Annotated in this window: 17 protein-coding genes and 1 pseudogene; 10 read left to right on the forward strand and 8 right to left on the reverse strand. The window is 43.6% G+C overall.

The genetic code is table 11. The features are described 5' to 3' along the window. The first annotated feature begins 17 nt into the window (after window positions 1–17). Together ASG16_RS16530 and ASG16_RS16535 are read left to right on the forward strand one after the other, a co-directional pair. Window positions 18–662 (forward strand): CBS and ACT domain-containing protein, encoded by a 645-nt coding sequence (locus ASG16_RS16530; RefSeq protein ID WP_048033995.1) that lies wholly within the window; start codon window positions 18–20, stop codon window positions 660–662. Continuing rightward, window positions 659–1,816, forward strand: coding sequence for an acetoin utilization protein AcuC (locus ASG16_RS16535; protein WP_056489382.1), 1,158 nt, complete (start codon window positions 659–661; stop codon window positions 1,814–1,816). The genes ASG16_RS16530 and ASG16_RS16535 overlap by 4 nt, the downstream gene beginning before the upstream one ends. 63 nt (window positions 1,817–1,879) lie before the next feature. Here the strand turns inward: ASG16_RS16535 and ASG16_RS16540 are convergent, their stop codons facing one another. The 4 genes from ASG16_RS16540 to ASG16_RS16555 form a co-directional block, all read right to left on the reverse strand. After that, the gene (locus ASG16_RS16540) at window positions 1,880–2,812 is read right to left on the reverse strand and encodes a 5'-methylthioadenosine/adenosylhomocysteine nucleosidase (protein WP_056489384.1); all 933 of its coding nucleotides are present in this window, start codon (window positions 2,810–2,812) and stop codon (window positions 1,880–1,882) included. Between the two features lie 44 nt (window positions 2,813–2,856). Next, a complete protein-coding gene (gene ccpA, locus ASG16_RS16545) occupies window positions 2,857–3,867 on the reverse strand; it encodes a catabolite control protein A (protein WP_017250448.1) in 1,011 nt (336 codons plus the stop codon). A gap of 116 nt (window positions 3,868–3,983) precedes the next feature. Further along, complete coding sequence (locus ASG16_RS16550) at window positions 3,984–4,292, reverse strand: metal-sensitive transcriptional regulator (protein WP_007720961.1); 309 nt, start codon at window positions 4,290–4,292, stop codon at window positions 3,984–3,986. A gap of 126 nt (window positions 4,293–4,418) precedes the next feature. After that, entirely contained in the window at window positions 4,419–5,516 is a 1,098-nt protein-coding gene (locus ASG16_RS16555) for a bifunctional 3-deoxy-7-phosphoheptulonate synthase/chorismate mutase (protein ID WP_056489386.1), read from the reverse strand. Window positions 5,517–5,830: 314 nt separating this feature from the next. Between ASG16_RS16555 and ASG16_RS16560 the strand changes: the two genes are divergently transcribed. The 5 genes from ASG16_RS16560 (at window position 5,831) to asnB (ending at window position 14,642) form a co-directional block, all read left to right on the forward strand. Next, window positions 5,831–7,987 carry a cell division protein FtsA gene (locus ASG16_RS16560; protein WP_056489388.1) on the forward strand — a complete coding sequence of 719 codons (2,157 nt, stop codon included), beginning with the start codon at window positions 5,831–5,833 and terminating at the stop codon, window positions 7,985–7,987. Between the two features lie 446 nt (window positions 7,988–8,433). Further along, entirely contained in the window at window positions 8,434–10,206 is a 1,773-nt protein-coding gene (locus ASG16_RS16565) for a tetratricopeptide repeat protein (RefSeq protein WP_056489389.1), read from the forward strand. A gap of 259 nt (window positions 10,207–10,465) precedes the next feature. Beyond that, window positions 10,466–11,116 carry an O-methyltransferase gene (locus ASG16_RS16575; protein WP_056489393.1) on the forward strand — a complete coding sequence of 217 codons (651 nt, stop codon included), beginning with the start codon at window positions 10,466–10,468 and terminating at the stop codon, window positions 11,114–11,116. Then, window positions 11,113–12,393, forward strand: a complete 1,281-nt coding sequence (locus ASG16_RS16580; RefSeq protein ID WP_056489395.1) for an MFS transporter — start codon at window positions 11,113–11,115, stop codon at window positions 12,391–12,393. Before ASG16_RS16575 ends, ASG16_RS16580 begins: the two co-directional genes overlap by 4 nt. Before the next feature lie 47 nt (window positions 12,394–12,440). Beyond that, window positions 12,441–14,642 (forward strand): asparagine synthase (glutamine-hydrolyzing), encoded by a 2,202-nt coding sequence (asnB, locus tag ASG16_RS16585; RefSeq protein WP_056489397.1) that lies wholly within the window; start codon window positions 12,441–12,443, stop codon window positions 14,640–14,642. Window positions 14,643–14,925: 283 nt separating this feature from the next. Here asnB and ytxJ read toward each other — a convergent pair whose 3' ends face one another. The 3 genes from ytxJ to ASG16_RS16605 all read right to left on the reverse strand — a co-directional run bounded on the left by ytxJ (window position 14,926) and on the right by ASG16_RS16605 (window position 16,497). Next, window positions 14,926–15,252 carry a bacillithiol system redox-active protein YtxJ gene (gene ytxJ / locus ASG16_RS16590; protein ID WP_056489398.1) on the reverse strand — a complete coding sequence of 109 codons (327 nt, stop codon included), beginning with the start codon at window positions 15,250–15,252 and terminating at the stop codon, window positions 14,926–14,928. 123 nt (window positions 15,253–15,375) lie between these two features. Continuing rightward, a complete protein-coding gene (locus ASG16_RS16595; RefSeq protein ID WP_082195972.1) occupies window positions 15,376–15,774 on the reverse strand; it encodes a hypothetical protein in 399 nt (132 codons plus the stop codon). Between the two features lie 489 nt (window positions 15,775–16,263). Next, window positions 16,264–16,497: a hypothetical protein gene (locus ASG16_RS16605; protein WP_047071914.1), complete on the reverse strand. Its 234-nt coding sequence runs from the start codon at window positions 16,495–16,497 to the stop codon at window positions 16,264–16,266. A 226-nt stretch (window positions 16,498–16,723) separates the two neighbouring features. Between ASG16_RS16605 and ASG16_RS16610 the strand changes: the two genes are divergently transcribed. Next, window positions 16,724–16,816, forward strand: coding sequence for a YjcZ family sporulation protein (locus ASG16_RS16610; protein WP_017250455.1), 93 nt, complete (start codon window positions 16,724–16,726; stop codon window positions 16,814–16,816). A 173-nt stretch (window positions 16,817–16,989) separates the two neighbouring features. Then, window positions 16,990–18,102, forward strand: a complete 1,113-nt coding sequence (locus ASG16_RS16615; RefSeq protein ID WP_056489400.1) for an aminopeptidase — start codon at window positions 16,990–16,992, stop codon at window positions 18,100–18,102. Window positions 18,103–18,158: 56 nt separating this feature from the next. On the opposite strand, the gene ASG16_RS16620 is transcribed toward ASG16_RS16615, so the two are convergent. Then, a complete protein-coding gene (locus ASG16_RS16620) occupies window positions 18,159–18,692 on the reverse strand; it encodes a PadR family transcriptional regulator (RefSeq protein WP_048034003.1) in 534 nt (177 codons plus the stop codon). A 450-nt stretch (window positions 18,693–19,142) separates the two neighbouring features. Between ASG16_RS16620 and ASG16_RS31240 the strand changes: the two are divergent. Beyond that, window positions 19,143–19,400, forward strand: a pseudogene (locus tag ASG16_RS31240) (S1C family serine protease); the annotation flags it as partial. Window positions 19,401–19,417: the final 17 nt, after the last annotated feature.

The following is a 19,417-nucleotide window of genomic DNA, read 5'->3' on the forward strand; positions in this document are numbered from 1 at the left end:
TCCAGGAGGTCACTCTTATGCGTATTGAAGAGATTATGCGAAAAAAAATTGTTACGATCCAGCCATCCACTACAATCGGAGAAGCGCTTCTTCTCCTCCGTGCAAACAGAATCAGGCATTTACCCGTCATTAAAAACGACTCACTCGTAGGTATTGTCTCGGACCGTGACCTGCGAGACGCTCTCCCCTCTCGCCTGCTGACACATGACGATGACGACACCGTCCTGCACAAGCCTGTAGCCGATATCATGAATCAACAAGTCATCACTGCCCACCCACTAGATTTCATCGAAGACGCAGCCCTCCAACTATACGAGCACAAAATCGGCTCACTACCCATCGTCGAAGGGAATCGGCTCGTAGGATTAATCACAGAATCGGATCTTTTCTCTAGCCTGATCGAACTTTTCGGCGTTAACAAACCCAGCTCCCATATCGAAGTCGAAGTAGATGACCGCGTTGGCATGCTGGCAGAAGTCAGTCAAGTCTTTCGCGATGCACAAGTAAATGTCACGAGCGTCGTGGTTTTTCCTGGGAAACAGCACGCAAAAAAGAACCTTGTTTTTCGGGTACAGACAATTGATCCTCGTATCGTGACGCAATTGCTCCTTGAAAAGGGCTTTTCCGTAATCGGACCTACGGAAGGAGGGATACCCCAGTGAGCCGAAATGCTCGTCTGATCTACTCTCCAGACTACACGCAATATTATTTTCATGATGATCATCCGTTCAACCAGCGTCGTCTGCTCCTTACACATGATCTGATGAGCAGTTACGGAATACTCAAAGACTCAGACATCCTGACTCCCCGACCGGCGACAGATGAAGAACTCGCCCTAGTGCATGACCCGCGTTATATCCAATTTGTTCGCGATCAGGGCCATAGTGAACACGAGCTTCCGCAGGCAGCCAGTTATGGCTTGGGAACAGAGGATGTTCCCTGTTTTTCGAACATGCATGAAGCGTCCTCGCTGATCGTCGGAGGTACGTTAAACGCAGTGGACGCGGTTATGAGTGGACAGGCAGAACACGCCTTCAATCCCGCTGGTGGACTGCATCATGCCTTTCGTGGACGCGCCTCTGGATTTTGTATCTACAACGATTGCTCCGTCGCGATCGCTTATTTGCGAAAAAACTGGAATGCGCGCGTGCTGTATATCGACACAGATGCCCATCATGGAGATGGGGTACAGTGGGCGTTTTACGATGACCCTCATGTACTGACTGTATCCATTCACGAAACGGGAAAGTATCTCTTCCCAGGCACAGGGAATTTGTCTGAACGTGGAGATGGAAGCGGTTACGGTTATTCTGTCAACGTTCCGCTCGATGCCTTCACAGAAGACGATTCTTTTCTGGAAGTATATGAAGAGCTGGTATCAAAGCTAGCGGCTGGCTTCAAACCTGATGTCATCCTGACCCAAAATGGTTGTGACGCTCATGCGTACGATCCCCTCACCCATTTGTCTTGCTCAATGAAGATTTATCAGGCGATTCCTCGTCTTGCTCACCGTCTCGCTCATGAATATTGTGACGGTCGCTGGATTGCTGTAGGCGGCGGGGGCTACGATATTTGGCGGGTAGTGCCGCGGGCGTGGACCCTGGTCTGGAGTGAGATGAGCGATCAGCCTCTTACGGACGGTGATCTTCCCGAAGCCTGGCTCAAGCGCTGGCAACCTGAGACGGATTTGCCCTTGCCATCTCGGCTTTTTGATGAACCATTCCCAACAATCCCACGACGAGCAGAGATCACGGAAAAAAATCGGCTTACGTTAGAACGTGCAATGCTGTATGCACCTATTGGATCAGAAAAGTAAAAAAAGCGTGCTGCCCTCGTACCTTTTTGGTACTGGTCAGCACGCTTTTTCTGTTCCAAAACGCTATTTCACAAGCTCTTCCAACTCAGAAGGTGCAAAGCCTTTTACCGCTTTATCTCCCACGACTGTTACAGGCACACCCATGAAGCCAAAGCGCTCCACTTCCTCTTGATAGACACGACTCGTCATGACATCGCGCACCTCAAAAGAAACACCTTTTGCTGTCAGCCAATTCTTTACCATGTCGCAATCCACACAGTTTTTCGTCGAGTAGACGATCACTCCCGCAGTTGTCGATGCTGCTGAAGCTGTCAACATGTTACGGACAATCGCATAGGAGCGTTGGGAAGCCAGCTTGGTAAATTCCACGAAGTTAACATGCGCGGAGCCGTCTGCTTTATCCGACATCGAGCGAACCACAACAAACGGTACGCCATTCATCGCACATACTTGTCCTACAGATGCCCCTTCCATTTCCGTACAATGTGCTGCAAATTGCTCATACAGCCATTTCACCTTGTCCCGACTGGCAACGAACTGGTCGCCGGACAAGATACGCCCGCTCACTACTTGAACGCCCGCTTCCAGTTCCTGGCCCGCATCAATCGCTTGCTGCATCAGCTCAGCATCCGCTTGCCAGGTCCATTGCTCTGTAAACGGAATCTGTCCTGGCTCAAAGCCAAGTGGTGTCACATCAATGTCATGTTGGATGCAATCCGTCGAAACCACAATGTCACCAATATTTAATTCAGGGTGAACAGCTCCTGCCACACCTGTGAAAATGACACGTTCTACTTGGAAGGAATCGATGAGAATTTGTGTCGTCACGGCAGCATTCACCTTGCCGACACCTGATTTGCACAGCACGACATCTTTGCCTTCCATTTTACCTGTGTAATAGGTAATGCCTGCTTTGGTGGCAGTAGTCGTCTCTTGCATCGCTTCCAAGTAAAGCGCGATTTCTTCATCCATCGCGCCGATAATTCCGTAACGCATTTCCCATCCCCCTCTTGCTGTCAATTGCCTACGTCCCTTTATGATCAAGCTTGCTCGGGTTTTGTGCTCTCCCGATACTCAATTCGATGCGGCAGCAGCACAACATGCTCTTCGACATTCTCGTTATTCATGTACTTGGTCAACAGGCGCATTGCCACCGCACCAATATCATACATTGGCTGTACGACAGAAGTCAGTCGTGGACGTACCATTTCAACCAGACGAATATTATCGTGACCAATGACTTCGATGTCACCTGGCACGTTCAGGCCAGAATCTTGAATAGCATGGATCGCACCAATGGCCATCTCATCGTTTGCTGCAAAAATCGCCGTCGGCGGATTTTTAAGGGCAAGAAACGCTTTTGTAGTGGACAAGCCAGATTCATAAAAGTAGTTGCCTGTCGCGATCAGCTCTTCATCCAGCTCGATACCCGCATCTTTCAATGCCTTTTTATAACCTTCATAGCGCATCAACCCTGCCAATGGATCGTTTGCAGGACCCGCGATCATCGCAATCCGCTTGTGCCCGCGTGCAACCAATGCTTCTGTCGCATCGTATGCCGCTTGGAAATGGTCAATGCTAACCGACGGAAGTACGTTGTCCGCATCGCGCGTCGCCGCGAGTACAGTCGGTACAGAGGTGCTTGTTAATGCCTGCAAATGATCTTCTTTGATTTCTGCGCCCAGGAACAGAAGCCCGTCCACCTGCTTTTCGAGCAAAGTATTAATGAGCTGCAATTCCTTTTCCATCCGTTGGTCAGAGTTACACAGGATGATATTGTATTTGTACATGGTAGCGATATCTTCAATTCCTCGGGCCAATTCGGAGAAAAACAAACTGGAGATATCCGGGATGATGACACCAACTGTTGTCGTTTTTTTGCTGGCGAGTCCACGAGCAACCGCATTTGGTCGATATCCCAAGCGCTCAATCGCAGCCAATACCTTTTTTCGGGTCAAAGGCTTTACGTTGGGATTCCCGTTGACTACGCGGGAAACTGTCGCCATCGACACCCCCGCTTCTCTTGCTACGTCGTATATAGTAACCGGCATCATGCACCCTCACTTTCCCTATTTTTTGGTTTTCATAAGCGTTTTCATAAATATATGCACCTATGATACGACAAGCCGTATGCCGATGCAATCGTTTTTGACGGCTTGTGCACCCGTTACTTCATGAGTTTGTTCATCGTTTTCAAAAGCTCATCAATCACTTCATGATCGCCTTGCTGAATGCGATCCATCACACAGCTTTTCATATGTCCTTCGAGGAGCATTTTCCCAACCGCATTCAGGGCAGACTGCACAGCCGCAATTTGATTGAGAATGTCGTCGCAGTAGACATCTTTTTCTACCATTCCGCGAATTCCGCGAACTTGTCCCTCTACCCGATTCAGACGGGAGATGAGATTAGACTTGATTTTATCCGGCCTTTCGGTGGACCGATCAGTCGAGCAGCATTGATGGTTGTCTTCCATATGGCCTCTCCTCCTTCACCAATATCAGCACGTAATTCTAGCTTACTTGGTCGCCAATGGTTCGTCAAATGAGAAAGGTCCTTCCGCGCGCAGGAAGGACCTTCAAATCGTACCCGAAAGGTATTCTTATGCTCTCGTTGCCACAATCTCGCCTTTGTACAAACCAGAAGCGAGAAGCTCATCAACGAACTCGTTGAACTGTGGAATGTTCAACTGTTGCTTCGCATCAGACAGTGCCACATCTGGATCTGGGTGAACCTCTACCATGATTCCATCAGAACCGACTGCGAAACCTGCTTTCGCGCAAGGCAAGAGCAGATCACGACGACCTGTAGAGTGCGTCACGTCTACAAACACTGGCAAGTGCGTCTCCTGCTTGAGGAGTGGTACTGCAGAAATATCGAGCGTATTGCGTGTCGCTTTTTCATACGTGCGGATTCCACGCTCGCACAGCATGACTTGTGTGTTACCTTCGGACAAGATGTACTCTGCCGCGTAGATGAACTCTTCAATAGTAGCAGAGAGGCCACGCTTCAAGAGGATCGGCTTGTTCACACGACCTGCCGCCTTCAGCAGCTCGAAGTTTTGCATATTGCGAGCACCGATTTGGATGACATCGATGTATTTCGTCGCCATCTCAAGATCTGCTGGCGTCACGATTTCACTGATCGTTACGAGGTTGAACTCATCGCCGATACGCTTGAGGATTTGCAAGCCCTCTTCACCCAGTCCTTGGAAGTCGTATGGCGACGTACGAGGCTTGTATGCGCCGCCGCGCAATGTGCGCAGTCCGCGTTTTGCGTGGTTTTCTGCTACTGCTCTTACTTGCTCGTAGCTTTCCACGGAGCAAGGGCCTGCGATGAGAATCGGATTTTTTCCACCGAACTCTACGCCTTTTACAGTGATAACTGTATCCTCTGCCTGTTTCTTACGGCTAACGAGGAGTACTTTTTTCTTATCGTCGTCTTGCAGATCTAAGGAAACCTGGAAAATTTGCTTGAACAAATGACGAATAGCATTGTCATTGAAAGGACCTTTATTGTTTTCAACGAGCAGATTGAGCATTTGGCGCTCACGCTCTGGGTCAAAACGGTTGCTGCCCTGTTTTTCTTTTTCTTTGCCGAGCTCTTGAACCAAGGTAGCTCGTTTGTTGACCAATTCAAGAATTTGCAGGTTGATCTCGTCTATCTGCTTGCGCATGGTTTCGATTTGATCGTGTGCCATCTCTCTCCACTCTCCTCTTTTTATATAGGGATTTATCGATAAATTAGGGTAATTATAATCGATTCAAACACCCTTGTCAGCAGTTTAGCGCCAAAAAGCGCGAAAGTAAATTTTTTCTGTTTTTTTATCTTTTCAAATTATTCGTCAAACCGAAGAAGATTCCTTGCTTCGACAGGATTCTTTCCCTTATAAATCGAATAGTTTTGGATATATGTTCTAGCTAAAAGTGAATGTTCCTTTCCATTTCAGTCCAAAAACACCGATAAGTATTGTAAAGACTTTTTGAACAACCTCTTACAAGGAGTGACCTACTTTTGTCTGACATCATAGCCCCTGAGCTTATTTTTTCATTAGATATTGGAACGCGCAGCGTCGTCGGCCTGATCGTGGAAACGACCGGCGAACAGTACCGCGTATTGGACTGCGCAATTCGAGAGCACGATGAACGCTCCATGCTCGATGGGCAAATTCACGATATTGTCGCCGTAGCTAAGGTGATTCAACAGATAAAAGAAGAGCTGGAAGGAAAATACGGCAAACTTCATCAGGTAGCAGTCGCTGCTGCTGGTCGGTCATTGCGCACCCGCCGCGTTCGTGTGGACATGCCGTTAGCCAGACATGCCTTCATCTCGCGTGAAGATGTTGTCGCTTTGGAGTTTTCTGCTGTACAGGAGGCCCAAGCCGCATTAGCCCAAGAACTAAAGGATCAAGACGTCACCCGCTATTATTGCGTCGGTTACAGCGTCGTCAACTACCATCTGGATGGAGAGTTGATCGGGAGTCTGATTGACCAGCGGGGTGACATAGCAAGCGCAGATGTGATCGCGACTTTCCTTCCACGCGTGGTTGTCGACTCGCTGATCGCTGCTCTGAAACGATGCGATCTGGAAATGCAGGCATTGACGCTTGAGCCTATTGCGGCGATTAATGTCCTGATTCCTGTGACTATGCGCCGACTGAATATTGCATTGGTGGACATTGGGGCAGGTACTTCTGATGTAGCGCTGACTGAGGAAGGGGCCATTACTGCCTACGGCATGGTGCCTGTTGCAGGAGATGAAATCACGGATGCGCTCATGAACGCTTTTCTCATGGATTTTCCGATGGCAGAAGAAGTGAAGCGTGTCTTATCCACCGAGGAGTCCGTCACCTTCACCGACATTCTCGGCATGGCGCATACGATGAGCGCGGCCGAGGTAACAAGTGCGATTGAAGCAGACATCCAGCAGCTCGCCGATAAAATTGCCTTCAAAATATTGGAGCTCAACGGAAAAGCTCCGCAAGCGGTCATGTTGATCGGCGGCGGTAGCCTCACCCCTGGGCTTACTGGAAAAGTCGCTCAAGTCTTGAATATTCCTGCCGCCCGTGTTGCTGTCAGAGGCGGCGATGCGATCAAACAGTACGTCGGAGAAAATCCTGCGCTCAGTGGGCCTGAGTTCGTAACGCCAGTGGGTATTGCTGTTGCTGCGCGCCGTCATCCGTTGCGCTATGTAACCGTTACAGTCAATGACTCTCCTGTACGCATTTTCGATTTGCGAAAAATGACGTTGGGTGATGCGCTCATTGCATCTGGACTGGATATCCGCCGTCTGTATGGTCGCCCCGGAATGGCGATGACAGTCACCGTAAACGGACGAATGAAAATGATTCCGGGTGGTCATGGTACGGCGCCGGTAATTGAGCGCAACAAAGAGAGCGTTAGTCTCGACACGCCAATCAATGACGGGGACCAAATCACCGTAGTGGCAGGTACAAATGGCGAGGATGCACGTGTGTTTGCCAAAGATTTATTCGCAGAGGTGGACACGCTTGAAGTGATCTGCAATGACCGTCCCTACTCACTCGGTCCAGTCGTACATGTTAACGGAGTGGTTGCGACACTCGATACTTTAATTGCTGATCGTGCCGAGGTGGACATCCGTCTCCCCCGCACAGTATATGAGGTATTAGAGCTCGCCAAACTAAAAGCATCAGTGGAGTCAGGCTTGCATTTTTCTGTGAATGGACAAGATTACACGATTCCGTCCCATATCGAGGTGATCGAGCTGAACGGAAGGCAAGCTGCCTTGACAGATGTCGTCCGGCAAGGCGATGTCCTTGTATACCGGCAAGATGAAGTCCCTGCCCCTTCCATTCAGGATGTCATCCCCTTGGAAGAATGGGTACAGGAGACAATGACCGTCCACTTCAATGGTGAACGAGTCGTATTGCCTGTCGCACAGGTAACGATTACAGTAGATGGAAAGGCGGCGAATGCCTCCGATCCCGTGAGCGAAGGTGCCAACATCATGGTAAAATCCTCACCTGCGTCTACACCAGTGTTTAGCGACGTCTTCCGTTTTGTCGATGTGTCCTTGGAAAAGCCCGACCGTGAGAGCATCTCCGGATTCGTCATGCTCGTCAACGGCGAACAAGCCAACTTCCAGACAGAATTGAAAAGTGGAGATAAGTTGGAGCTATTCTGGGAATAGGCCCCGCTCCCCCATTTGATTTCTAGCGAGAAAAAGCCGGTTTCATCTCACTTGAGGTGTACCGGCTTTTTTGGTCAAGCAATAAGGAGCAACATACTTGATACCGAATCATACTTTACAAATTTTCAAAAGAAAACCATTATATGTTATAATAAGGAAAATACTTTCTTGTTATTTACAGGAACTAATTTACAATTTTTATAATTTATTGATTTTTTAAATTGACAAAACTATTTATTCTGGATATTCTAAAGAAAGAAAAAGTTTTCTGTTAAAAAAACTTTTTCAATATGTAAAAATACATATTGAAAGGAGTGAATTCGTGTATGAAAAAAATCGTGGTAAAAAAAGGGAGCACAGTTGCTCGCATTAATGAAGGTTATTAATCAAAAGAAAAGAGAGCCAATGGAATAATGGCTCTCTTTCTTTATAAGGAGATAATCATTATGAGATTCGATATTGTATTTTCGGAAAAAAATTTAGCCTTTGAAAGTTTCACACCTCTATCAGACTATATATTCTCCACCAATAATATTTTGGTTGAAGATTATTTTGAATTTTCCAGGTATCTAAATCCTGGTCTTGACAAACTTGTAGATAATCCAAAACTAAGCATAACATCTGCTGCAGAGTTTAAGCATCGAATACGATTCTTTCATTTTCAAAAAGTATATCATGTTTTTAACTTTTTCTTTCATTTTTTAATCGATACCGTTCAAAAAAAAGAGGATCGGCTAGAGATCTATTTCTATAATTGCAACGAAATGTTAGAATACGATGTCATGCTAGTTGATCACTTTATAGATAGACTAAGTAATATTCCAAATAATATTACCTTATATTTCGATGAGTGCAATTCAAAAATCAAAAACGCTGCCTATGTAAGCAAAAATACACATCAAAATCATACACCGAAAGTAAAACAAAAAAACTTTTGGGACAAATCCAATAAGGAAAAAATGTTTCAAAGAGCAATGAATTTAGCTTTGTACGAGGATGCAATTCGCTTAGGAACTGAATTATTTCATTTAGCCACCACTATCAATGATAAGTGCTTTTTGGCAGATAAGATCGGCATAGCAAATGTTTTATACGATCGCCCGCATCTAGCAGAAAATTACTATCATTTTGTCCTCGATCAAAAATGTAACACTGAAATTAAAATAGAAGTTCTATACAAATTATCAATGTTGTATTCCCGACACCATCCAGTCGAAAAGTTAGACGCAAAAAAAGCGGAAAATTATTTACTTACAGCAAGATCACTGATAGAAGAAAATAAAGACGAACTAGGAGAAAGTTATACTTTCCATAAAGTGTTTAACCGAAACGGTCTTTCGCTACTCCTCCATCGCAAAGGTGAATTTGAAACTGCCCATCACTATTGTATCGATGGTCATGAACAAATCTTAAATACATACGGCCCTCTCCAACATATTCTTCATCGTTCCGTTTTGATATACAACAGCACGATTACCGCGACTGCCTTAAAAAAATTTGACCAAGCCCTGGATCAGTTCGATTATTTGTTGAAATTGGATCCCTACTACCCTAATTATTGGGTAGCCCGAGCTAACCTTTATTCACAGCTTGGTCAATTCGATAAATCAGTCCATGACTACACACAAGCACTGGCCTTAAATCCCTTTTCGGAAGGCCTTTATTGTGCAAGAGGGATCGTGTATGAAGTAATGGGAGAGTTGCATCAGGCAAAAGCAGATTACGAACAGGCGCTTTATTTCAATCCAAATCATGTAGATAGCCTCCTTAATTATGGCGTTATTTTATTAAACGAGAATGAGTTGGATCATGCATTGGAGGTTTTTAACAAACTCTCCCTCCTGGAGACAAACATCCAGCATGAAGTATTTAATAACATCGGTCTGGTTTTTATGGAAAAAAATGATGTTAACAGTGCAATCCACAGTTTTCATCTGGCGTTAAATCTGGAACCAGACTTTTACACTGCACTTATTAATCTAGCAACAGCCTATTTTATACAGGACGATAAAATCAAAGCGCTGGAAATAATCAACAACGCAATCAAGATAGACGACAACGTGGACTCCTTGTATAACCGTGCTTACTTGTATAGCGAGATGGGACAACTTGAAGCTGCTCTTGCAGATATCCAAGCAATCTTATCACGCGATGAAAATCATGTAGACGCCTTGGAATTAAAGCATTCGATCAAGACCAAACCAATAAAAAGCTACTAAAAGGAGGCTTATTCCTCCATGGAATTCGATCATATTTTAATTGAAGATCCGAATGGTAATGAAAAAGTTTATACCCTGTACGACAAGATTGTATTCAACAATCAAAATATTTTTGTTTTCTATAACGAAGAAAAATACAATGACATCAATCTTTTCTTCTTGAAATACGACCTAAGAGATAACTCATTGACAGAAGATATACATGACTACGATTGTCTTTTAATGTTTTACAAACACCTAAACATCTAGGAGGTTACCCATGGATTTAAAGGTACCATCTGTTTCATTACCAGGGATTGAGAAGTATCTTGAAGGAAATATACAACAGAGAAAACACATTTTTAAAAAAGCGGAAGAAATGGCTTCAGAGATGAATGCCCCCATAGTTGGCCCGCTAGTAGGCAATTTCTTGCGTGTCATGTGTGCAATTTCTTCGGCGAAGAAAATATTGGAACTGGGATCTTCAATCGGATACAGCACGTTATGGTTCGCCGATGCGGTCGGTGAAAATGGAAAGGTTATTTATACTGACTTAGATTCGAAAAATGCAGCGATTGCAAAGTCGTTGGCAAGCGAAGCCAATTTACAGCACAGAATTGAATACCACATTGGGGATGCGTTAGCATACTTGGATAATTCAACAGATCAATACGATATTATTTTTATTGATCTTGACAAATCTCTGTACTTGGATGCACTCGAGAAGGCCTTGCCTAAACTTAAAGATGGTGGGTTACTCATTGCAGATAATACTTTATGGGCAGGAAGGGTTAGATGGGATTACATTGATGAAAATACTGAAGTTATCAAAAAATACAATCAAATCGTATCTACCTATGCAATGTTATTGACAACCATTATCCCATTGAGAGATGGGATTACCATCTCCTTGAAGAAAAGTGATCAATGATGAAAGCTATTCTAAATAAATTGGCATTCAGGCAGGAATACAGCTCAGTATTAATCAGAAACCCTAATTTCCGAAAATTATTTATTGCAAGCATATTATCTATGTTTGGCACTCAAATGCATAGGTTCGCTTTACCTTGGATTGTTTACGATTTTACTGGATCAGCGACACTAATGGCAGTCAACTTTACTATATCTCTAGTCCCCGGCTTTTTCTTTGGCTTGATAGGTGGAATTTTATCTGACAGATATAGTCGTCAAAAAATATTGATTGTCAGTGACATTTTAGCTGCCTTCTTCACCATGTTGATAGTGATTCTTCACATTAGTCCAATGGGCTTACAAGTATGGTATCTTTTCGTCTTAACCTTTATCTTGTCCTCTATTAACTCAGTTTATCTTCCATCATTTCGGGCAAGCATTCCCACCCTTGTGACGAAAGATGATCTCCTCGCAGCGAATGGAATGTTTAGCGTAGCACAATCATTCATGAGTCTAGGAGGGCCTATCATCGCAGGTATGCTTATTGGCATGTTGGGTCCTTGGATAAACATTATAATGAATTCGATTTCATTCTTAATTTCAGCTGTTTTAATAGGGCGTATAAGGACGAGCAATACTGTCAAATTGGAAGATTCAACACAAAAAAACGGCTTTCTATCGGAATTAAGTCACGGGCTGAATGTAGTGAAAAGAACAAAATGGTTGCTTTACGGTATGTTCTTGACATTTGGTGTTTTCCTTGGTTCTGGAAGCGTAGGTAGCCTTATTCAATACTATCTGCGTCATACTCTTGGTATTGAAGGAGCACTGTTTGGAGTATCGTTTGCCTTATTCGAGTTTCTGCCTATGCTAATAGCAGGATATTACGCACCTTTGCTTGGAAAAAAATACGAAATGGAAAAGGTAGTGCTCGGTGGTTCTTTTCTCTATGCATTTTCCTTAATAGGAATCGGGATCTCAACACTTTATCCTATCGTAATTTTATCAGGCATGATTTTGAACGCTGCAGCCGTATTTATTGTGGTTAATTGGAACGCAATGATTCAGCAGTATATCCCAAATGATGTTTTAGGAAGAGTAACGGGCACTGTATTAACAGTACAATCCGTAGCATTACTCTCTGGTGGAGCTGTATCCTCCTTTCTTGTAACAATGATTTCACCGCAATGGGTATTAATCGGATTCGGGATGATCACGGTGGTATTTTCAACAATAACTTTAAGATTACCTTTCATAAATCATAATAAAAATGTTAGCAAGAATTCATTTATCTAGGTACAGCGAACTTGCTGCGTTTTCCTTGAATAACGGAGGTTTCATTTATGTGCGGTATTGCTGGAATTTTTAACATAAAAGGCATTACAAACGCAGATTTGAATTCATTAGAAAGAATGTCCAAGGCAATCAGTCATAGAGGCCCCGATGATGAACAGTTCTTTCAAGATGAGCGTATTGCTCTTGCTTTTAGAAGATTGTCGATCGTTGACCTTCGTAGTGGAGGTCAGCCTTTTTATAATGAGGATAAAACAGTTTGCGTTATTGTCAACGGAGAGATCTATAATCATCTTGCGTTGAAAACAAGGTTAAAAAACAAGCATGTATTTCGAAGTGAGTCAGACTGCGAAATTATCGTTCATCTCTATGAGGAAATGGGGTTGGATTTTTTAAAACATCTAAATGGCATGTACAGCATGGCCATATATGATATGAGAAATAATCGATTAATTCTTGCGAAAGACAGATTTGGAATAAAACCTTTGTTTTTTCACTCTGGAGACGACTTTTTTATTTTTAGTTCGGAGATAAAAGGCTTGTTTCCATACTACAGATGCCCACGAGAATTTGACTGGAAAGCAGCCCTGCAAGATCCATGGATGATTGCCGATGAAGCAACTACCCTTGATCTACCCCCCTCTTTTTTTTATGGAATCGAAAACTTACCTGCCGCTTCAGCTTTGATCATGGATCTAAAAACTAAAGAATATAAGATCGAGAAATATTGGGATATCCGCTCGATACCAGAAAACCAGTATAGTGCCAATCAATTAATAGACGAATATATCTTTCTGCTTGAGGACTCAGTCAAAAACTGCTTGATGTCCGATGTTGAGATTGGCATTTTTTTAAGTGGAGGGATAGACTCGATTGCTGTTAGTAAATTTGCGTCAACCCATGCAGAGATTACGTCATTTTCGGTATTAAGCAGAAGTACGCTGACAAACGGCGATGCAAAGTATTCTTACTTAGCGGCTAAAGAACTTGGCATGAAAAATTATCAGGTTCTCTTTCGGGAAGGTGAACTAGCATATCATTCAGAGGACTGGAAAAAATTGTTGTGGTTATGTGAAAATCCAATGACTGGACCCGAGCAGCTTTACAAATATCATTTACACAAGTTTGCAAAATCATTGAATCCTGGACTAAAAGTGATACTTACTGGTCAAGGCAGTGATGAGTTTAACGGAGGCTACAGCAAACTTTATACTGAAAATAACAATTGGCAAGAATTCATTTCTTCAATTGAAATGCTTGAGCGCGGAAGAGTATTAAATAGATTCTCTCCTCCTTTTTCCAGATGGGATCGTATATTCGCCTTCTCGCCTTTCAAAAAAGACTTCTTGTATGCACTTGCAAACGAACAATTGGGTCCCCATGAATATCTCCGTTATTTATACTCAAAGTACAGAGATATCCAAATGTACAATTGTTGGCACGAAGACCGCACAGCAGCCGGGAACCATATCGAGAACAGGGTGCCTTTTTTGGACCATCGAATCATCGAGCTCTCTTTAGGCACACCTAAACATCTTTATCCAGAATTATTTATGAATAAACAGATTCTTAGAAAAGGAATGCAAAAAACCGATTTATCTAACCACTTTATACAAAGACCAAAAGTCCCTTTCTTTTATGGAGAGGATGCAAATTCTACACACAGAATCATGATGAATATCATTGTCCAAAACCATTACAGCCTCATCGAAGAAGCATTTGGATCATCTAGTGATTTTTTTGATGTCAACTCGATTGTAACAATTGCCCAGAAAATCAACAGAGATTCCGAATATGAAAACATTGAATTTTTAACCAGATTAATTAATATGGGCCTTCTAAATAATATGGCTAAAAGTTTAGATACAAGCGTAAAGTTAACCCACGAAATTGTGTTACACCCCTTTGTAGAAATCAATGAATGGGATACGGAGGCAGCTAGCTTATTCGAATCTCCGTCCAAAGTAAATACCGATTTGGTTGCGTCACTAAACAAGAATGTTGAGATCCTTAAGCCTCTATCAGCCTCATTTGAGAAGATGTATATCTTGATAGATGGGGAACTAACTTATTTGGTCGAACGGTCTGAGAATGTAGATTGGTTTCATTTTTTAATTTCAATTGATGAAAAATCTACTGTAAAAGAACTCTTAATGGCTAATAACATCACTTTAAACAATATTAAAAAACCTTTACAGGAAGCATTGCATGCAAACATAATCATGCTAAAGAGTAAGGTCTCACTTGTTTGATGATGTTATTTCCGTAATAAAAAGCTGTTCATCTATTGTTGGGACTACTCCCGTAATATGGGACAAATCAAAACACCCTCAAGAGAATGAAATCATGTCGTAAGATATGGGGACAACTTGGAGGTGTTTTTTGGTTTGGCTAAGGGCTCGAGACTTGACGCTCGTATTCAAACAAAACGAAACAGCCAGTCGCGGGTTGAATCCCAACAACTGGCTGCTTAACCCCTGTACTATATAGGGGGGTTCTACCATTTTATCAACAGCGCTTTTCCTTTATCAATCATTATGCCTTTAGCGCCTGACCAATCGCGTCCTTTGTAATTTTCCAGTGAGACGTGTGCCATTTTACTTCGCCGTCTTCCAGCAAAAAGATTTGCGGGGATTCGTGCTTGATGGAAAAACGATCCGCTACGGCGTTGGAGACAGGGCGATCCTCCCGTACCAGAATGACCGCAGATTCCACTTGATTGTCCTGTAAATACGCCTGAAACTCTTCATAAGCGGACGTACTGATTGGGCAGATCGTGCTATGCTTAAACAAAAGCCTTCTCCCATTTTTCACTACGAACTCATCCAGTTCTTCTATGGAGTGAAGTTGTTTTTGTGACATCGTTCATCTCTCCTTATCTTATGTGCCTATCAGTATACATAAGTCCAAGCGGCAAAGTCTACATTTGCGGTGCAGGGGAGAAATGAAAAAAGAGATACCTTTCTTCTAGGCATCTCTTTATCCTTACACCATAATTTTCGTTAGACGCTCGCGTAGCTCCAGCATCCATTTTTCATCGCCAAGGGACTGCGCCAACAAAAACAGATCCAATAGCTCGTTGACTTTTTCACCAAGTAGTTCTCTTACGGTCGAATTCACCTTCTCATTAGCAATCAATACCAATAAGTTGGATAACTCTGACATTTCTTCGAATTCGATTGCCTGGCGCTGCGGATGTTGGCCCAGTTCCTCCATGAGTGACTTCAAATCATTCTTAATCACATCTACCACTTGGGAATGGTCACAGTCTTCGTCCACGCAGACGTGTACAGGTACATTCATGATTTTAACCCGTTTTCGGTACACGACGTTGCGCAGTTCGATCTCCATTTCGTTCCCGCAGCGGTTGCATCTCTTTTGCACGGTGTTCACCCCTACCTATCTACTTATGTATGTCTCTCATACTATTCGAGGGTCCTCCTTTCAATCCTGCTAAAGAGTAGGTGGTACTTGGTGGATATAGAGTCAGATATAGACTAAGAAAGACTAACTGAGAAGGGACGGAAAAGTCCTTTTGGTTTGAGTCAACATGGTGGAAGAGAAGAAAAAGCACAGTTCTCTTCGACTCTGACACGCCAGTATGGGAGATTCACTGGCCGTCTCCACTTCAAAAAGGTGACCGTCGAGCCAAAGCCACCCTACGGGCGGATGTTTCTCAGGGAAGAAGTGTTCGACAACCAGGTCCCCTTTTTGAAGTTCCGACTGGGTAGGCGTTGTCAAGGTCTGCGAGCCCTGTGCTTTTTCTTCTCACGAGTTGTGGGCGTTCATCGGTACCTTCTAAATCTTGAAAGAACGTAAAAAAGACGATGCTTGCAAGAAACATCGTCTTTTCTTTGCCATCAAACTTCAATCTTACGCGTAGATGGCGTTTACTTTTTCACAATGCGGACAAACGGCGACTTTCCCCGCTTTTCCGTCTTCGTCTTCTACACGGTAGCCGGTAATTTGTTCGGAGAAACAAAAGAGACATTCTGTATTGAAGTCCATGTCGTATTGCGCTTTCCACACAATGGATTTAAAGTCTTCTCCAACATTAATCGTAATTTGTACCAGATCATGCTGCATGCTAGATAATGATCTTTGCATCACATAAACATCCTTTCATACTTGCAAAGTCTTTTGGTATCCTCTAGCTTTTCCTGCTTTTCAGAATAATAAACATCGAGAACTGCAAGAGTATGAAAAAAGAGAGATTCCCTAAACAATTTTCTCAAAAATGGGCGGATGCCCGGTTCGGTCCTATACGATCACCCATATGTTGTAGATGTAAGCACAAGAGGCTTAACACACATATGAGGAGGATGTTTATTCGATGAGCGGCATCTTTAATGGAGAATTCGACGGCTTCACTCTGGTTTTGATTCTTTTCATCCTGCTGGTTATTATCGGGTGCAGCTGCGACTAATCTTTCTTCCCCGAAGATATAGCCATATTTAGCAGGTCGTTGCATATACATGAAGTACCGAATCCTTCAAGCGCGTTTCCTCCGCAAGCTACCCTCGTCAGTGGGTAGCTTTTTTCTGTTTGAGTTGTGTACAATGGGTAAGAATGATATGGAAAGCGAGGGATCCCCTTCCTATGAAAGATCCACGAATTGAAAAACTGGCTGACGTCCTCGTCAATTATTCGGTGACTGTCAAGCCTGGTGAAAACGTTTTAATTTACTCCATTGGCAACGTTACCGATCTGACAAAAGCCGTCATTGCCAAAGTATACGAAGCTGGGGGAAATCCGTTTGTCCAACTGATTGACCAATCCGTTCAGCGCGAACTCTTGATGGGTGCCAACGAAACACAATTGGGTATTATGCGTGAAGCAGATGTTGCTTTTATGAAGCAGATGGATTGTTATATTGGCATCCGCGGCGGAGACAACATTAGCGAGCTCTCTGATGTCCCTGGGGATAAAATACAGCTTCATGCCAAGCTGTTAACCCATCCTGTTATAGACATTCGCGTACCACATACCAAATGGGTCGTGCTTCGCTATCCAAATGCATCCATGGCTCAGTTGGCTAATATGAGCACCGCTGCTTTCGAAGATTTCTATTTTAAAGTGTGCACGCTTGATTACGGCAAAATGGATAAAGCCATGGACAGCTTGGTCGAGCTGATGGAGAAAACCGACAAGGTACGTATCGTAGGGCCAGGCACCGATCTGACCTTCTCCATCAAAGATATTCCGGCTATCAAATGTGCAGGTGAAGCCAACATCCCTGATGGAGAAGTATTCACTGCTCCAGTACGTGATTCCGTCAACGGTACGATCGCGTACAACACACCATCTCCTTACCAAGGCTTTACCTACGACAATATCAAGCTGACCTTCAAGGATGGCAAAATCATCGAAGCAACTGCAAACGATACAGAGAAGATCAATGAAATCTTTGATACGGATGAAGGTGCTCGTTTCGTTGGGGAATTCGCGATTGGCGTGAATCCGTACATCCAAAACCCAATGAAAGACATCCTCTTCGACGAAAAAATCGATGGAAGCTTCCACTTTACACCAGGACAGGCATACGATGAAGCGTTTAACGGAAACAAATCCTCCGTGCACTGGGACTTGGTTATGATTCAACGCCCTGAGTGGGGCGGTGGAGAAATTTGGTTTGACGATCGCCTGATCCGTAAAGACGGACGTTTCGTTGTACCTGAGCTCGAATGCCTCAACCCAGAAAACCTTAAATAAATGAAAAAAACGAAGGGCTCATTGTTCACAAGACATGAGCCCTTCGCTTTATGTGGTTAAACGGAATAAGCTGGTTGTTTCAACAAGGAAGTCATTTTTTGTTCCATAAAGGAAATCGTTGACTCCAGATGATGAATGGTATACTCCCAGCAAAAACGTTGATATTCGTCAAAATTCACTTCCAGCTTTTTATAAGAGGCCTTACTTTGTTGGAGCAATTGACGTTGCGTATCCAAACAGCCCTCTAGCAAATCCTTTTGTTCGTCGAACGTGCGGCTCTTGCCGAAGAAAATCTTAACCAGCATGTCTGAACGCAATACTGGCGGCAAGATAGGCGTCTGTATTTCTTGACGGAAAGATTGTTTTCCGGCTTCTGTAATACGGTACAAAATTTTGTTCGGCTTGCCAGACTGAATGATTTCTTGCTTCGTTACGAAGCCTTCTTCCTCCAGTTTGCGCAATGCTGGATAAATAGCACCAAAGCTAGCGTCATAAAAGAATCCAATACTGTTTGTAAACGCTTGCTTAATATCGTAGCCACTCATTTCCCCATAGCTCAAGAAACCCAGTATGATCGTTTTTACATCCATCTCGTTGCATCCTCCGTTACCGTTCTTTTTCTCTCTCTAGCGGCTAGGACTTAGCCTTTATGTTCAAAATATTCTTTAACTACATGTTATTATAAATGCATTCAAATAATTATACCAATGCTATTTCTTTATTATATCAATCAAAATTAATGATATATCCATACACTCGACTAGAAATTGGGCGTCCCTTCCCTCTCCACTCCCCATAAGATGATACATACCTATCTGCTGTAGGGGGAGAGATCGGTGAAAAGTAAAAAATGGTCCCAATATACGCGGGTAAAGTACCCTGTGAGCAGCAGCAGTCTGCACCCATTCAATTTCTTCGTTCCCATTGTCGAGCGCGTTCAAGAGGGAGTAGTTTCCATCGTAACCGAGGATGCTCCCCATTCCAAAGACGTGGATTCGTTAATTCGCAGCCTCATTGATCATGAAGATAATTCTCCACCCATGGAACGAAGCTTTGGCTCCGGATTTCTTTTTCATCCGAAAGGGTATATCTTGACGAGCGAGCATGTCATCGGCAAATCCAAGAACATTTTCGTGAAGCTATATAACGGTAGAGTGTTTGAAGCCAAGCGCATTATAGCTGATCGAGTCCGGGATTACGCCGTCATCAAAATTGATGCAGACTGCAAGCTATATCCGCTGCCACTAGGCAACTCCTCTCATACAAAAGTAGGAGAATGGGTCATTAGCGTCGGTTCTCCACCTGTGTTCAAAGA

Origin of the sequence: Brevibacillus sp. Leaf182 (assembly GCF_001423865.2) — a bacterium.
Classification (GTDB): Bacteria; Bacillota; Bacilli; order Brevibacillales; family Brevibacillaceae; genus Brevibacillus; species Brevibacillus brevis_C.

Excerpts from the sequence above, each read along its gene's own strand:
- ASG16_RS16530 (WP_048033995.1), top strand. The coding sequence starts at position 18 with ATGCGTATTGAAGAGATTATGCGAAAAAAAATTGTTACGATCCAGCCA.
- ASG16_RS16540 (WP_056489384.1), bottom strand. The coding sequence starts at position 2,812 with ATGCGTTACGGAATTATCGGCGCGATGGATGAAGAAATCGCGCTTTAC.
- ccpA (WP_017250448.1), bottom strand. The coding sequence starts at position 3,867 with ATGCCGGTTACTATATACGACGTAGCAAGAGAAGCGGGGGTGTCGATG.
- ASG16_RS16550 (WP_007720961.1), bottom strand. The coding sequence starts at position 4,292 with ATGGAAGACAACCATCAATGCTGCTCGACTGATCGGTCCACCGAAAGG.
- ASG16_RS16555 (WP_056489386.1), bottom strand. The coding sequence starts at position 5,516 with ATGGCACACGATCAAATCGAAACCATGCGCAAGCAGATAGACGAGATC.
- ASG16_RS16565 (WP_056489389.1), top strand. The coding sequence starts at position 8,434 with ATGAGATTCGATATTGTATTTTCGGAAAAAAATTTAGCCTTTGAAAGT.
- ASG16_RS16575 (WP_056489393.1), top strand. The coding sequence starts at position 10,466 with ATGGATTTAAAGGTACCATCTGTTTCATTACCAGGGATTGAGAAGTAT.
- ASG16_RS16580 (WP_056489395.1), top strand. The coding sequence starts at position 11,113 with ATGATGAAAGCTATTCTAAATAAATTGGCATTCAGGCAGGAATACAGC.
- asnB (WP_056489397.1), top strand. The coding sequence starts at position 12,441 with ATGTGCGGTATTGCTGGAATTTTTAACATAAAAGGCATTACAAACGCA.
- ytxJ (WP_056489398.1), bottom strand. The coding sequence starts at position 15,252 with ATGTCACAAAAACAACTTCACTCCATAGAAGAACTGGATGAGTTCGTA.
- ASG16_RS16605 (WP_047071914.1), bottom strand. The coding sequence starts at position 16,497 with ATGCAAAGATCATTATCTAGCATGCAGCATGATCTGGTACAAATTACG.
- ASG16_RS16610 (WP_017250455.1), top strand. The coding sequence starts at position 16,724 with ATGAGCGGCATCTTTAATGGAGAATTCGACGGCTTCACTCTGGTTTTG.
- ASG16_RS16615 (WP_056489400.1), top strand. The coding sequence starts at position 16,990 with ATGAAAGATCCACGAATTGAAAAACTGGCTGACGTCCTCGTCAATTAT.
- ASG16_RS16620 (WP_048034003.1), bottom strand. The coding sequence starts at position 18,692 with ATGGATGTAAAAACGATCATACTGGGTTTCTTGAGCTATGGGGAAATG.